Below are 13,887 nucleotides of genomic sequence, written 5' to 3'. Positions count from 1 at the left end.
TCACGGCTGATCCTGCGATGCCGGCTGCGGAACGTGCTCGAGGCCGAGCGCGGGGTTGCCATAGACGGACTGCACCTCCGCGATCACGACGCGGTACTCGCCCAGCCACTCCCCGTACCGGCTCTTCGCGAGCTGGTGGGTGTCCATGGCGACGAGCTCCCGCAGGGCATCCATACTGCTCCAGTAGTAGACCTCGGAGTGCAGTCCCGTCTCGCTGTTATGCCAGGCTTCTTCGCCCAGGAAGCCGGGAATCGTGCGCGCTCGCCGGGCGATCTCGCTGTCGATGCGGTGGAACTCGTCGGTGAGCTCTCCCGTCTCGAAGATGAACGTCGAGCTGAACTTCATTTTCGTGGTCATGCGGACTCCTGGGGAGATCGGGGAGGGACTTGAGCATTTGGTGCAGCAGTGCGGGCTCCCCCGAACTGCGCGGCGGCACCGGCCGTGACGACCAAGGCGATGCCGAGCAGTTGCACGGGCGTTGGCTGCTGGCTCAGCAGCAGCAGGCCGATCAGGATCCCGAACGCGGGTTCCACCGCGAGCAATGTCCCGAAGGCGGTGTGGGTCATGCGGCGCAGCGCCCGCATCTCGAGCCCGAACGAGAGCGCTGGGGTGATCAGGGCGATCCCGGCGGCCATCAGTACTGCCCACCAGATCTCGCTCCCGCCGAGCACCTGCGGTAGCCCCACCGCCGCGGTGAACACCCCGGCGATCGGGATGGTGAGCGCGAGCCCGCTGATGCCCGAGAACCGGTCGCCGATTCGCTGGGTCAGGACATTGTACACGCCCCAGCATGCCCCCGCGAGCAGGGCAAATCCGACGCCGAGCAGGTCAACTCTTCCGCGCCACGGCTCCGTCAACAGCACGACGCCGGCGAAGGCGAGCAGAGGCCAGGCGTAGCCCCAACGACGAGTACTTGCGAAGGCGGCCACCGTGAGCGGGCCCAGGAACTCGATGGCCACCGCGGTGCCGAGCGGGATCCGTTCGATCGCCGCAAGGAAGAACGTGGTCATGAATCCCGTGGCCGCCCCCAGCGCGAGCAGTGCCGGCACGTCTCGCGGCCGCAGCGAGCGAATCGTCTGCCACGACGGCCTCGCGAACAGCCAGAGGAACGCCGCCCCAAAACACATCCGCAGCCAGGCGGTCCCGGCGGCCCCCACGTGCTCGATGACGCCCACCGAGAGCGCGTTCGACACCTGGATCAACAGCATCGCGACGATCGCCATCGACCACGCAGGCACCTCTACCCCTGGCCTACGCATCAGCGGCCTCTGTGCGATGGCCCGCGCCGACGCCGGGCTCGTACACCGCGAGCGAGAACCGGGCAGGATCCTGGTGCGGGTTCGCGTACGCGTGGTCCGCGTCGCCGCGGAAGCAGAGCGAGTCCCCCGCTCCGAGCTCGAACACGGCGCCAGCGGCCTCGACCCGGATCGCGCCCGAGAGCACGTGGAGCAGTTCGCGGGTCCCCGCCGCGTGGGCCTCACTCGCGTGCCGCTCCCCCGCGGCGAGCGTCCAGTCCCAGAGCTCGACGACGTCGGGCGACTCGGTGCCCGCGACGAGCACTCCCGTCCCGCCCGACTCCCCGGACCAGAGCACTGCACCGTCGCCCCGGCGCGTCACCTGCGGCTCCCGAGAGGCGGGAGGCTCCACCAGGGCTGGCAGCCCGACGCCCAGCGCGTCACTCAGCCGCAGGAGGGTTCCGACGCTGGGGTTCACCGTCCCCTGCTCGACGTTCACGACCATCCGGCGGCTCACCCCGGCGGCAGCGGCCAGCTGATCGAGCGTCCAGCCCCGAAGCGTGCGCTCCGCTCTGACGCGCACGCCGATCGTGCGGGCGAGCGTCGCTGCCTGTGCATCCATGAGTGCAGCATAATGCACGAATCGTGCAATTCAAGGCCCGCCTGCGCTCAGCACCGCGATCAGTCGCGAGCGGGTCCGCCCGAGTAGTAGCGGTTGCGGGCGGCGAGCAGCCCGAAAACGGCCTGCGCCACCTGCAGCGCCAGCAGCGAGACGAGGACGACCGTCCAGCCGCCGGTCGCGTCGTGTAGCGCGCCGAGCACCATCGGGATGATGCCCGCGATGAGGTACCCGGCGGACTGCGCCATCCCCGACAGCCTCGCCGCCTCGCGGTGATCGCGCGAGCGCAGACCGATCAGGGCGAGCGCCGTGACGATCGTGTACCCGGCACCGAGCCCGGCGACCGCGTTCCAGCCGAGGCTCCAGCTCGGCATGAGCAGGAGCCCGAGCACACTCACCACCCCGAACGGGACGCTCGCCAGCAGCGCGATGCGCTGGTCGCGCCATGGCCGCTGCAGCATGAATGCGGCAAACACGTTGCCGAGCATCCCGAACGCCTGGAAGACGCCCTGATGCACCCCGGCCTCGGCCTGAGTGAACCCGTTCGCCACATCGATCGACGGGAACCAGGTCAGCGCCGTGTAAAAGAACACAGACTGCACGCCCATGAACAGCGTGACCTGCCAGGCGATGGCCGAGCGCCACGGCGAGAACACCGGAGGGCGCGAACCTCCCGGGATGCCGATAGGGCCGGTAGCCACGACCGGTCCGGCCCCACGCACCGACGGCCAGAACACGACAAACGCGATCGCCGCGAGCCCCGCCCAGATACCCAGAGAGGTGCGCCAGCCGCCCGGGACTGACCCGGCGATCGGCACCGCGAGGGTCGAGGCGAGCGCGGCGGCCGCGGTCTGCACCACCTGATAGATCCCGGTGAGCTGCCCGACGTTGTTCGGGTAGTCGCGGCGCACCAGGGCGGGGATGAGTACGTTCAGCGTCGCGATCGCGGCACCGAGCAGAATCGTGCCGACCCAGAGCAGGCCCGGCACCGGCAATGAGCGCAGCACAATTCCGGCGACGAGCGCGAGCACACCTGCCGCGAGCGTCCGCTCGAGCCCGAACCGGCGCCCGATCACCGGGGCGATCGGCGAGAACACGGCAAACGCAAACAGCGGGATGGTGATGAGCCCCGAGGCGGCGAGGCTCGACAGGCCGAGGTCCTCCCGAATGTCGCCGAGCACCGGCCCCACCGCGGTGATCGCGGTCCGCAGATTCGCGGCGAGCATCAGGATCCCGAACGCGCCGACGATCAGTCGGAACTTGCCGGAAAACCCTTGGGTCACGAGGTGGGGCCCTTCAGGTTCGGGAAGTCTTCCTCGCGCCACTCCGCCTCGAGGCGAAGGTTCGCGGCGTGCGCGTCCACCTCGCGGCGGCGCAGCTCGACGCGGCGGATCTTGCCCGAGGTGGTCTTGGGGAGCTCGGCGAACTCAATGCGCCGCACGCGCATGTACGGCGGCAGCGCGACCCGGGCATGGGCGAGCACGGCGCGCGCGGTCTCCGCGTCCGGGGCCCAACCCGCGGCGAGCGCGACGTACGCCTTCGTGATGTTCAGGCGGGTGTCGTCGGGCGCCCCCACGACGGCCGCCTCGGCCACAGCCGGGTGCTCGATGAGCGCGCTCTCCACTTCGAACGGCGAGACTTTGAAGTCACTCGATTTGAAGATGTCGTCGGTGCGGCCGACGAAGGTGAGCGTGCCGTCTGCCGCACGGGTCGCGACGTCACCCGTGTGGAAGTAGCCGCCGGCGCAGGCGCGCTCGGTCGCGACCTCATTCTCGAAGTAGCCGGCCATGAGGTTGAGCGGCCGATCCGCGAGCGGCAGGCAGATCTCGCCCTCATCGCGCTCTGCGCCACTCAACGGATCAAGCAGCACCACGCGGTTGCCCGGAAGCGGCCGTCCCATCGCGCCGGGGACGACGGGGTCGCCCGGCATCGTCCCGATGAGGGCAGTCGTCTCGGTCTGGCCGTAGCCGTCGCGAATCTCGAGCCCCCACCACTCCTTGATGCGGGCGATGACCTCGGGGTTCAGGGGCTCCCCGGCAGAGACGACCTCGCGCAGCGCCCGCGGGCGGCGGTGCTGTTCGCTCTGGATCAGCATGCGCCACACGGTGGGCGGGGCGCAGAAAGTCGATACTCCGGCCCGGTCCAGCTGCGCGACGAGCTCCGCAGGATCAAAACGGGCGGCATTGACCACACAGATCGTGGCGCCCGCGTTCCAGGGCCCGTAGAAGCTCGACCAGGCATGCTTGCCCCAGCCGGGGGCGCTGATGACGAGGTGCAGGTCGCCCGGCCGCACGCCGATCCAGGACATCGTGCTCAGGTGCCCCACCGGGTAGCTCGCATGCGTGTGCACAACGATCTTCGGCAGGCTGGTGGTGCCCGAGGTGAAGTAGATGAGGGCCGCGTCGTCGGTCAGCGTGGTCTTCTCGACCGGGGCCTCTGGGGCTGTCTCGGAGTCGGCGAAGCAGGCCCAGCCTTCTGGGGCCATGCCCACGGCGCACGCAGCGATGCCGCGGTAGTCGCCCGGGACCTCGCTGAACTTCGCCGCGTCCTCCGGGGCGGCCATTACGAAGCGCACGTGCGCCCGGTCCACGCGGTCGGCGAGCTCGGCCGTGGCGAGCACGACCGACGTCGGCAGCACGATCGCCCCAATCTTGAATGCGGCGAGCATGATCTCCCACAGCTCGACCCGGTTGCCCAGCATGAGCATCAACACGTCGCCCCGCTCGACCCCGAGGGCCAACAGCCAGTTCGCGACCTGATCCGAGCGGCGGCGGAGCCGATCGAAGCTGTACGCGGCCTCGGCGCCGTCCGTCTCGATGATGCGCAATGCGATCGACTGGTTGCCGCGGGCGAGCACGTCAAACCAGTCGTGCGCCCAGTTGAAATCGGCGCCGACGTCGGGCCAGACGAACGCCTCTCGGGCGCCAGCCGGATCCTGCGCGGCGTGCAACAGGTGGTCGCGCGCCGCCCGGAATGCGGTCGTGCCCGCACTCTCGGCGGCGGAGGGTTCTGGGCTCTGAGGCGTGGCGAACATTACTTTATTCTCTCGCACTGGGCACCCTCGTCTGCGACAATTCACCCCCCAGTGCTTGCTTGCCCCCGAGGCCGGGCAACTAGAGTGGGCTCGGAATACCTGCACACACTGCACGAGAACTGAAGCGAGAGACGTTTATGTCGAATCCGGAACAGCCCCCCACGCCCGAGAACCCCATCACCCCTGACGAGACTTCCGCAGCCGCCCCGCAGCCGACGCAGCTTCCCCCGGCAAGCGAGCTCCCCGAGTCGACGCCGCTGGCATCGGAGCCCATCGCTCCCGCAGCCGAGCCCTTCACCCCCGCCGAGACGCAGGTGCTGCCCCCGGTTGACCCGAACGCCGCGACCCAGGCCTTCCCGGCCGCAGATCCGGCTGCCCCGGCCTACCCCGGCGCACCCGAGGCCCCGGCCTACGGCGCGCCCGTGCCGCCCGTCGCTCCCGGCGCGCCCTACGGTGCAGCTCAGCAGCCCGGCGCGCAGGCCCCCATGAACACCCTCGCGATCGTCTCGCTGGTCGGCTCGTTCTTCGTCAGCCTCGTCGGCATCATCTGCGGCCACATCGCGCTCAAGCAGATCAAGCGCGACGGGACTCGCGGCCGCGGCCTCGCCCTCGCCGGCACGATCATCGGCTACGTCGCCCTCGCCGGCCAGATCATCGCCGGCATCTTCTTGGTCATCGCCCTGATCGCTGGCGCCGCTGCGGCCGGGTCTGCCCAGGACGAGTTCGAGAAGCAGCTTGAGAGCCAGCTCGGCGACACCTCTTCGGAGATCACCGAGACCCCTGCCCCCGACACGAGCGACGTCCCTTCGGCCACCGACTTCTGCGGCATCCTCGAAGAATCGGCCTCGCTCTCGGTCGATGACCCGGCAGCGGTTGCTGACACCTACGAGCGCCTCGCGGCCACGACCCCGTCCGACGCGAACGCCGAGCTGTACTCGAAGCTCGCCAAGCTCACGCGCGACCCCGCGGCGATCCTGGACGATCCGGACCTTGACATCACGGCGTTCCAGGAGCAGGTCACCTCGGCACTGATGGAAGACGCAGCCACCTGCCTCTAAGCGAGGCATCTGCCACACGGGCCCTCGAGGAGTGAATTGACACTCCTCGAGGGCCCGTCCCTTTTTCTTCCTCTACCTCGACGCGTGCGCCCGTCGCCCACGCTCTTCCCCGTCGCCGCGACCGGTTAGCTCGCAGCAGCGATCGCTGTGGGCCCGGTTGATTCCCGGACCAGGGGTGTGCGGTGGGTTGCGGTGTTCTCGATGACGAACGTGGTCATGCGGGGCAGGTGGCGGTCGTCAGCGAACTCGATCACCGAGCCTTGCTGGTCATAGGACACCCGGCGCGCGCGCAGCAGCGGCGAGCCCGGCGCGACGCGCAGCCACTCGGCATCGAGTGCGTGCGCCGCGACGGCGTCGATGACGTGGCGAGCCCGTACCGGCACGATCTGCCGCTCGGCGAGGTGGCGATAAATGCTGCCGGCGTCGAGGTCGGCGGTGAGGAGGCTGAGCCCGACCTCGTGCGGGAAGGCGGATCGCTCGAGCAGCGCGGGTGCCCCGTCGAGGGTGCGCAGCCGCACGATCTCGATGATCGGGTCGTCCGGCCGCACCCCCAGGTGCAGCGCGACCTCCTCGGTCGCCGGCCGCCGGGCCGCCTCGATGACGCGCTGACCCGGGGTGAACCCCGACGCGTTCGCCCACTCGGTGAACGAGAGGAAACTCCCGAACGATTGAGAGGGCACCGGGCGCTGCACCCGGGGCGGGGCGCCGCGGCCGCCGCCAATCATTCCCTCGGCGCGCAGGGAGGCAAGGGCCTGGCGCACTGGCCCCCGCGACGTCCCGAACTCCTCGACCAACGACTTCTCGCTCGGCACACGGTCGCCGGGCCGCCACGCACCCGAGCGAATGCGCTGAAACATCGCGTCGTAGAGCTGCGCGTGCAGCGGCTGCTTCGGGTTCATGGCCACAGCGTACAAGTTGTCTGTACTGGTTTTGCCCTCGTTCTGGGGGCCGAAAGTGAACAGTTTGTGAGCAACTGGCGTCCAAATCGGCGCTGCGTGTACGGTCGCAAAACAGCGGCGCGAAAAGTTGTCATGACTACTTTTGGGCCCGCATGCTCGAACCATGACCAGCACATCCAACTCAGCTCCACGCATGGCGATTGTCGGCGCCGGGATCATCGGCCTCGCCCACGCCGTTGCCGCTCTCGATGCCGGCTATCAGGTGACCGTGGTCGAGCAGGATCACGCCGCGGTGACCGCGAGCGTTCGCAACTTCGGCCACGTCTGCACCTCGGAACAGTCGGGATCGCTCGGCGTCCTTGCGGACGAGGCGCGCGAGATCTGGCTGCGCCTCGCCGAGCGGGCTGCCCTTGAAGTACGCGTCTCCGGAACCCTGGCGGTGGCGCGCTCGGCGGAGGAGCTCGCCGTTGTCGAGGCGCTCGCCGCTCGCGAGACGACCCAGGACTCGCGCCTCGTGACCGCCGCCGAAGCAGGCGAGCTGCTCGGCACCGCCGGCACGGTACACGCGCCCCTCGGCGGGATCCTGCTTCCGAACGACCTCACCGCGAACCCGCGCACCACCGTCGCCCGGATCGCGTCCTGGGTGCAGGCACACGAGCGCGGAGACGTCCGCTTCGCGACGACGGCGCTCGCGGCCGACACCGGCCGCCTCACGACCAGCCGCGGCGTGATCGAGGCAGACGTCATCGTGGTCGCCGCTGGGCACCTCATCGGGCGACTCCTGCCCGAGGTCGCCGAAGCAGGAAGGGTGCGCGAGTGCGCCCTCCAGATGACCCGCGTGCGGGCCCCGCGGAGCCTGCCGCTCGGGCCCGCGATCGTCACCGGCACCTCAATGCTGCGCTACGGGGCGTTCGCCGGCCCCGAGGCCGACGCCCTGCACGCCGTCGTCCAGCGAGAGCGCCCGGAACTGCTCACCATGGGCGCCAACGTCATGTTCACTCACCAGCCGGACGGAACGCTGCTGCTCGGCGACACCCACGAGTACTTCGACAGCGCTCCCCCGTTCCTCCGCGAGGAGTGGACGCGCGCGCTATTGGACGAGGCGGCCGGACTGCTCGGCGTCCCGGAGCTCGAGGTACTCGAACGCTGGCAGGGCGTCTACGCCGCTAGCGACGCCCAGGACGTGCTGGCAGCCGAACCGCTTCCGGGAGTGCACGTCGTCACGCTCAGCACGGGCGTCGGCATGACCGTCGGGCTCGCGCTCGGCGCCCGCACCGTCGCGGCGCTCTCGCCCCTCCACTAGCCACTCTTTCCCTCTTACTCAACACCACACCACACCACACCACACCACACCACACCAAGGAGAATCGTGAACAAGTCCACCACCTTCGCGCTGTCCGCGTCGATGCTGCTCGCCCTCGGACTCGCCGGGTGCGCGCCCGCCGACTCGGCCGCCGCAGGCTCGGCCTCGGCAACGTGCCCCGACGGCAAGATCCGCTTCGGGATCCTGCCCTACGAGGATCCGGAGCGCCTCGAACCGGCCTACCAGGTGCTCGCGACCGCGCTGTCCGAGAAGCTCGACTGCCCCGTCGAGGTCATCATCACCGAGGACTACGCCGCAGAGGTGCTCGCGATGGAGAACGACTCGCTCGAGATCGCGCAGTTTGGCCCGCTCGGCTTCGTGTTCGCGAACCAGCGCGCAGACGCCGTCCCGCTCGCCTCATTTGGCGACGCAGAGGGCCAGCCCACCACCTACACGGGCGGCATTTGGGTGCCGAACGACTCGCCCATCAAGACGATTGAGGACCTGCCAGGACACACGCTCGCGCTCGGCAGCCCCGGCTCGACCTCGGGTGACGCCCTCCCGATGTCGGCGCTCGCCGACGCCGGTATCGCCGACGAGGTGACCGCGGACTACGCCGGGGGCCACCCCGAAGCGCTGCTGGCGCTCGTCAACGGCACGGTCGACGCGGCTCAGATCAACTCGCAGACGCTCGCCACGGCCGAGGCCGAGGGCACGATCGATACGAGCGCGTTCCGCCAGATCTGGAAGTCGGAGGAGATTCCGAACGACCCGATCACGGTGCGCGGCAACCTGCCGCAGGAGTTCAAGGACGCCGTCGCCGAGGCGCTGCTCAGCCTCGACGCGGACGACGTCGCCGAGGTCAGCGCCTTCCTCGGCGTCGACCCCGCCGGACCGCTGATCCCGGTGACCGTCGACACCTACCAGCCGCTGTTCGACCTGGCCAAGACCATGGGCCTCACCGAGGAAGACGTGTAATGGCCGCCCTCATCGCGCGCGGGGACGCGGCTGCCACCGCGCCGGCCACCCAGGCCGGCGGCGCGGACACCCGGGAAGTCCTGCTCGACGTGCGCCAGATCTCCAAGAGCTTTGGGGACCGGACGGTGCTGCACGACATGAGCATGCGGGTGCACGCCGGCGAACTCGTCGCCTTTCTCGGAGCCAACGGCTCGGGGAAGTCGACGACCCTGCGCGCGGTGAACGGACTCACCGAGGCGGACTCCGGCGACATCACGATCGCCGGGGTCCGCCTGAACGAGGCCAGCGCGGCCCGGCGGGCCGAGGCCCGTCACACCGCTGCGACGGTGTTCCAGAAGATCCATCTCGTACCCCGGCGCACCGCCCTCCAGAACGTGTGCGCGGGCGGGTTCTCACGGCTTCCCGCGTGGCGCTCGATCCCGCCGCTGTTCGGGCGCGAGCTGATGGAGGAAGCCATGGCCTGCCTCGAGCGCGTCGGCCTCGCCGATCGCGCGCACGACCGTGCTGGCAGCCTGTCGGGCGGCCAGCAGCAGCGCGTCGCGATCGCCCGGGCGCTCTGTCAGCGCCCGCGCATGATCCTCGCGGACGAGCCCGTCTCTGCGCTCGACCCGCGCGCCGCCGACGACGTCATGTCGCTGCTGCACGAGCTCGCCGTGACCGAGGGGCTCGGCGTCGCCGCGGTGCTGCACCAGCCGCAGCTCGCTCGGAAGTATGCGCATCGCGTGATCGGCCTGCGCGGCGGCAGCCTCGTCTTCGACGCCCCCACCGACGAAATTGACGACGCCGAGCTCGCGTCGCTGTACCTCTAAGGACCCCATCGTGACCCACACCTCAGCGCCCGGGCGAACTGCCCACAGCATCCCGCCACGCTCACTCGCGGTCCCCCGCGACCCCCGGACGGCGAAGCGAGCGGGAACCTGGGTCACCATCGTCGCGGTGCTCGCCGTGCTCCACGCCGTCGCCTTCCAGGCCACGGACTTTCGCCCCGAGGCGCTCGTCACGGGCGCCCGCGGGATGCTCAATTTCCTTGCCGAGGCGATCCCCCCCGACCTGAGCGGCGAGGTCGTCACCGCCGGCATTCAGGGCGCGCTCACCACCCTGTGGATCGGCCTCATCGGCACCACCGTCTCGATCCCGAGCGCGCTCCTGCTCGCCGTACTCGGCGCCCGCACCACGACCCCCAACCGCTTCGTCTACCAGGTGGCTCGCGGAATCCTGTCGTTCTTCCGCGCGGTGCCGGACATCGTGTTCGCCCTCATCTTCATCACCGCCGTCGGCCTCGGACCGTTCGCTGGAGTGCTCGCGCTCATTTGCCACAACACGGGAGTGATGGGCAAGCTCTGGGCCGAAGCGATGGAGGACGTGGATCCTGGCCCCGAGCAGGCCCTGCGGACCGCAGGCGCCAGCCGCTGGCAAGTCGTCGCCAACGCCACGATCCCCTCCGTGCTGCCGCAGCTCACGGGCCTCCTGCTGTACCGGTTCGACGTCAACGTGCGCTCGTCGCTCGTGCTCGGCCTCGTCGGCGCGGGCGGCATCGGGCTGCTGATCAACCGCGCGATCAAGACGTTCCAGTTCGACGAGATGCTCACCTACCTGCTCATCGTGCTCGTGCTCATCATCGCGGTGGACCAGGCCTCGGCCTGGATCCGAAAGCGCCTGCAGTAGTCGCGCCCGCGCCCCCATCCTTTCGCTGTCCGCCCGTTTTCCCGACACAGAACGAAGACTGATGCCACACCTCTCCCCACACTCACACCGCCGCCGCACCGCGGCGCTCTCCACCGGAGTGCTCCTCGCGCTCGCCTCCGCCGCATTGATCGCCCCGGCGAGCCCGGCCGCCGCCGCCGCGATGACGGAGGGCTTCGATTCCACCTCGGCCACTGCGGCACCCGCCGGTTGGTCTGTCGAGCATCGCAACATCGCCGGGATGCGGCCTGACTGGGGCGGCTGGACCTTTCACACGACAGCCGATGTCGTCGCGCAGTTCGGCGGCGGCGGCGATCGCAGCTCGTTCGGTCGGGCACAGGGCATCGTGGCGGTGGTGCAGTCCGACACCAATCGGCCGACGAGCGGCACATTCGACTCGACGCTCTGGACCGCCGCGGTTCCGCTCACTGTGGGCTCGGGCGCCGTGCGCATCGCCTTCGACAGCCACTACAAGCAGGGGCAGTCGCCCCAGACCGCGACGTTGCTCGCCAAATTCGACGGCGGAGCGCCTGTGCAGGTCGCGGCCTTCTCCTCGGCGAGGTTGAACGAGTCCACCGGGTACACCGTCGACGTGCCCGCTGGTGCGCAGAACGTGCAGTTCGGTTGGTCATACCTGCAGAGCAGCAACAACTGGTTCTGGATGATTGACAACGTTTCGATCTCCGAGACCACCCCCGCGGATGTCGCCCCGGCGATCCTGTCGGCAAGGAAGCCAGTGCTCAGCGCTGGTGGGACGACGACGGTACGCGTCGGCGGGTTGCGCGCGGGCCAGCAACTCGCGGCAACCCTCGGCGATGCAACGACGGGCACTCCCGTCGCCGGGATCCCCGTAGCCGCCGCCGACGGCACCGTCTCGTTCGACGTCGTGCTCCCGGGCGATCAACCCGCAGAGACCGTGCCACTGCACTTGAGCGGCGCCGGGATCGCGCCGGCGTCGATCGAGATCACGGTACTCACTTCGGCCCCGCAAGCGGGCACGACCACCGAACCACAGGTGTGGTTCGACGGCTTTGAGGCGCAGCCCAGTGAGTGGGAGGCGAACGGCTGGGAACTCACCACCCGCGCAGCGACCGTCGAGGCCTACGGCACTGACCGGCGCCACGCGTTCACCCGCGCCTCGGGCACGATTGCGGTCGCCGAGGCGTCGCAGGCCCCCTTCGACGGCGCCCTCACCTCCGCCCCCGTCGCGGTCACCGCGGGTGACGCGCTCGAGCTCCGCTTCGACAGCCACTACCGGGGTCGCGGCGGCGCCCAGCGCGGTCACGTCACGGCGGTCTTCGACTCGGGCGAGCGCGCTGAGCTGCGCGCGTGGGGTACCCAGAGCGAGGAGTCCGCCCAGCCGCGGCTCGCGTTCACCACGCCGGCCGGTGCGACGTCGGTGCGTTTCGAGTTTGGCTTCGCTGCCGAGGCGGGGGCAGGATCCTGGATGATCGACGACGTGCAGGTGGTTCGCCCGCTCGCGCCGCTGCCCGCGGACGCCCAGGCGCGCGCGCTCGTTGACGTCTTTAGCGACGTGCAGGGCGCCGACGCCCGGCTGCAGAATCAGGTGCTGCCTGGCTTCCGCGCGATGCAGCCCCAGGCTGATGCGATCGTCTCGAACGGCGACCTCACGAGCAATGGGACGACGGCGCAGTACGACTCATACCTGAACGCGTTCGCGACCGGCGGCGGGGCCGAGTACGGCACCAGCATCTCGACGATCGGCAACCACGAGTTCTACGGCTCGAGCGGCTCAGCGAACTACATCAACCGCTTCCTGGATCGCACCGAAATGCGCGACGTGGGCGGCCAGGGCGGCCTCTGGGGTGAAGAGCTCATCGACGGCGTGCTGCCCGTGCTCTGGATCGGCAGCGAGTTCCACGACTACCCGAAGCAGACCGGATCGGGCCCGTTCGTAGAGATGAGCGACGAGCAGTTCTGGTGGCTGAGCAATCGCCTCGCCCACTACCGCGAGCTGAACATGCCCGTCTTGCTGTTCTCGCACCATGTCTTCGCGAACTCGGTCTCGGGCACCTACATCAACTTCACGAAGAACGAGTTTGGGGCCGACCAGGCACGCCTCGAGGCGCTCATCGCGGACAACCAGCACGTGACGCTGCTCACCAGCCACACGCACTGGTCGCCCCTGCTTAACGACTGGAGCGTCGAGCAGCGTTTTGACCCGGCTCAGGCCCTCGCGCCGACCTTCGTGAACACCGCCGCGGTGACCACGATGTACGGTCCGAGCGGCGACTGGGGAGAGACCGCCGTGGGCGGCGCCGACCCGGTCGGCCTGCGCGCAGCGCTCTACGAGGATCGCCTGCGCGTGACCGCCTACTCGTTCGGCGCGGGTGGCGCCACGAGCGAGATCCGTCACATCGACGTCCCGCTGCCTGCCGAGGCCACGGTTGACCCTGAGCTGCCAGCCCCTGCCGAGATCGTGTTGAGCGCGGCGAGCGTCACCGCGGGTGAGCAGATCACCATCGCGGGCAGCGGATTCATCGCCGACGAGGAGCTCGCCTTCGAGCTGCGCTCGACCCCGACCCCGCTGGGCACCGCCCGGGCGGACGCCACGGGTGCGCTCTCGGCGACGGTGACCGTTCCTGCCGATGTGACGGCGGGCGAGCACCGGGTGTACGTGACCCGCGCGGATGGCACGGAGCTGTCTCACCCACTCACCGTCGTCGCGGCAGAGATGCCGGGTGGCGGGGATTCTGGTGCGGGCGGAAGCGGCTCGGGATCCGGGACGCAGGGCAACGGCCTTGCGGCGACCGGCGCCGAGATCACCGGTATCGCGGCCATCGCGGCGTTGCTCCTTGCGGCGGGTGGACTGCTGTTCCTGCACCGCGCCAAGCGGGCTCGTCTGAACGAGGCAATGAGGTGCGAGGCAACGGGACGCGAGGGGCAGGGCGAGGTCTCCTAGCCCGCAATTTGCACCGCAGCCGAGGGGGCGCGTCGAGCATTGCTCGCGCGCCCTTCGGCGTCGCCGGGCGAGGCTCGGCAATCCCGCGCGAACCGACGACAGCCGGTGCGGGAACGAGGCAGGCGCCCCTATGTGAACAGTGTTGACAACGCCTC

The 13,887-nt window shown here is 69.7% G+C and carries 12 protein-coding genes; 6 read left to right on the top strand and 6 right to left on the bottom strand.

Annotated features, from left to right (window positions below):
• From JW030_RS01085 to JW030_RS01065, 5 genes are read right to left on the bottom strand one after another with little or no spacing between them, the layout of a single operon-like run.
• Nucleotides 1-357 carry an antibiotic biosynthesis monooxygenase gene (locus JW030_RS01085; RefSeq protein WP_188046448.1) on the bottom strand — a complete coding sequence of 119 codons (357 nt, stop codon included), beginning with the start codon at nucleotides 355-357 and terminating at the stop codon, nucleotides 1-3.
• Complete coding sequence (locus tag JW030_RS01080; protein ID WP_241095492.1) at nucleotides 354-1,259, bottom strand: DMT family transporter; 906 nt, start codon at nucleotides 1,257-1,259, stop codon at nucleotides 354-356. Before JW030_RS01080 ends, JW030_RS01085 begins: the two co-directional genes overlap by 4 nt.
• The gene (locus JW030_RS01075; protein WP_188046449.1) at nucleotides 1,252-1,857 is read right to left on the bottom strand and encodes a helix-turn-helix domain-containing protein; all 606 of its coding nucleotides are present in this window, start codon (nucleotides 1,855-1,857) and stop codon (nucleotides 1,252-1,254) included. The genes JW030_RS01080 and JW030_RS01075 overlap by 8 nt, the downstream gene beginning before the upstream one ends.
• 59 nt (nucleotides 1,858-1,916) lie before the next feature.
• Nucleotides 1,917-3,137, bottom strand: coding sequence for an MFS transporter (locus tag JW030_RS01070; RefSeq protein ID WP_206348606.1), 1,221 nt, complete (start codon nucleotides 3,135-3,137; stop codon nucleotides 1,917-1,919).
• Nucleotides 3,134-4,888: an AMP-binding protein gene (locus tag JW030_RS01065; protein ID WP_188046450.1), complete on the bottom strand. Its 1,755-nt coding sequence runs from the start codon at nucleotides 4,886-4,888 to the stop codon at nucleotides 3,134-3,136. The genes JW030_RS01070 and JW030_RS01065 overlap by 4 nt, the downstream gene beginning before the upstream one ends.
• A gap of 137 nt (nucleotides 4,889-5,025) precedes the next feature.
• Between JW030_RS01065 and JW030_RS01060 the strand changes: the two genes are divergently transcribed.
• Nucleotides 5,026-5,946, top strand: a complete 921-nt coding sequence (locus JW030_RS01060; protein WP_188046451.1) for a DUF4190 domain-containing protein — start codon at nucleotides 5,026-5,028, stop codon at nucleotides 5,944-5,946.
• A gap of 125 nt (nucleotides 5,947-6,071) precedes the next feature.
• On the opposite strand, the gene JW030_RS01055 is transcribed toward JW030_RS01060, so the two are convergent.
• A complete protein-coding gene (locus tag JW030_RS01055) occupies nucleotides 6,072-6,845 on the bottom strand; it encodes a GntR family transcriptional regulator (protein ID WP_188046452.1) in 774 nt (257 codons plus the stop codon).
• A 163-nt stretch (nucleotides 6,846-7,008) separates the two neighbouring features.
• On the opposite strand from JW030_RS01055, the gene JW030_RS01050 reads away from it, so the two are divergent.
• The 5 genes from JW030_RS01050 to JW030_RS01030 all read left to right on the top strand — a co-directional run bounded on the left by JW030_RS01050 (nucleotide 7,009) and on the right by JW030_RS01030 (nucleotide 13,732).
• A complete protein-coding gene (locus JW030_RS01050; RefSeq protein ID WP_188046453.1) occupies nucleotides 7,009-8,148 on the top strand; it encodes a TIGR03364 family FAD-dependent oxidoreductase in 1,140 nt (379 codons plus the stop codon).
• 66 nt (nucleotides 8,149-8,214) lie between these two features.
• The gene (locus JW030_RS01045) at nucleotides 8,215-9,126 is read left to right on the top strand and encodes a phosphate/phosphite/phosphonate ABC transporter substrate-binding protein (protein ID WP_241095491.1); all 912 of its coding nucleotides are present in this window, start codon (nucleotides 8,215-8,217) and stop codon (nucleotides 9,124-9,126) included.
• Entirely contained in the window at nucleotides 9,126-9,935 is an 810-nt protein-coding gene (locus JW030_RS01040; protein ID WP_188046454.1) for a phosphonate ABC transporter ATP-binding protein, read from the top strand. The genes JW030_RS01045 and JW030_RS01040 overlap by 1 nt, the downstream gene beginning before the upstream one ends.
• 10 nt (nucleotides 9,936-9,945) lie before the next feature.
• Nucleotides 9,946-10,791, top strand: coding sequence for a phosphonate ABC transporter, permease protein PhnE (phnE, locus tag JW030_RS01035; RefSeq protein WP_241095490.1), 846 nt, complete (start codon nucleotides 9,946-9,948; stop codon nucleotides 10,789-10,791).
• A 61-nt stretch (nucleotides 10,792-10,852) separates the two neighbouring features.
• Nucleotides 10,853-13,732: a metallophosphoesterase gene (locus JW030_RS01030; protein WP_188046455.1), complete on the top strand. Its 2,880-nt coding sequence runs from the start codon at nucleotides 10,853-10,855 to the stop codon at nucleotides 13,730-13,732.
• Nucleotides 13,733-13,887 lie beyond the last annotated feature (155 nt).

Origin of the sequence: Leucobacter sp. CX169, from assembly GCF_017161405.1 — a bacterium.
GTDB lineage: Bacteria > Actinomycetota > Actinomycetes > Actinomycetales > Microbacteriaceae > Cx-87.
Note: the sequence above shows the minus strand (reverse complement) of the source record. Positions and strands in the feature narration are given on the sequence as shown.

Bases quoted from the DNA above. Each gene is read 5' to 3' on its own strand.
- JW030_RS01030 (WP_188046455.1), top strand. From the start codon at position 10,853: ATGCCACACCTCTCCCCACACTCACACCGCCGCCGCACCGCGGCGCTC.
- JW030_RS01065 (WP_188046450.1), bottom strand. From the start codon at position 4,888: ATGTTCGCCACGCCTCAGAGCCCAGAACCCTCCGCCGCCGAGAGTGCG.
- JW030_RS01085 (WP_188046448.1), bottom strand. From the start codon at position 357: ATGACCACGAAAATGAAGTTCAGCTCGACGTTCATCTTCGAGACGGGA.
- JW030_RS01055 (WP_188046452.1), bottom strand. From the start codon at position 6,845: ATGAACCCGAAGCAGCCGCTGCACGCGCAGCTCTACGACGCGATGTTT.
- JW030_RS01075 (WP_188046449.1), bottom strand. From the start codon at position 1,857: ATGGATGCACAGGCAGCGACGCTCGCCCGCACGATCGGCGTGCGCGTC.
- JW030_RS01080 (WP_241095492.1), bottom strand. From the start codon at position 1,259: ATGCGTAGGCCAGGGGTAGAGGTGCCTGCGTGGTCGATGGCGATCGTC.
- JW030_RS01050 (WP_188046453.1), top strand. From the start codon at position 7,009: ATGACCAGCACATCCAACTCAGCTCCACGCATGGCGATTGTCGGCGCC.
- JW030_RS01060 (WP_188046451.1), top strand. From the start codon at position 5,026: ATGTCGAATCCGGAACAGCCCCCCACGCCCGAGAACCCCATCACCCCT.
- JW030_RS01040 (WP_188046454.1), top strand. From the start codon at position 9,126: ATGGCCGCCCTCATCGCGCGCGGGGACGCGGCTGCCACCGCGCCGGCC.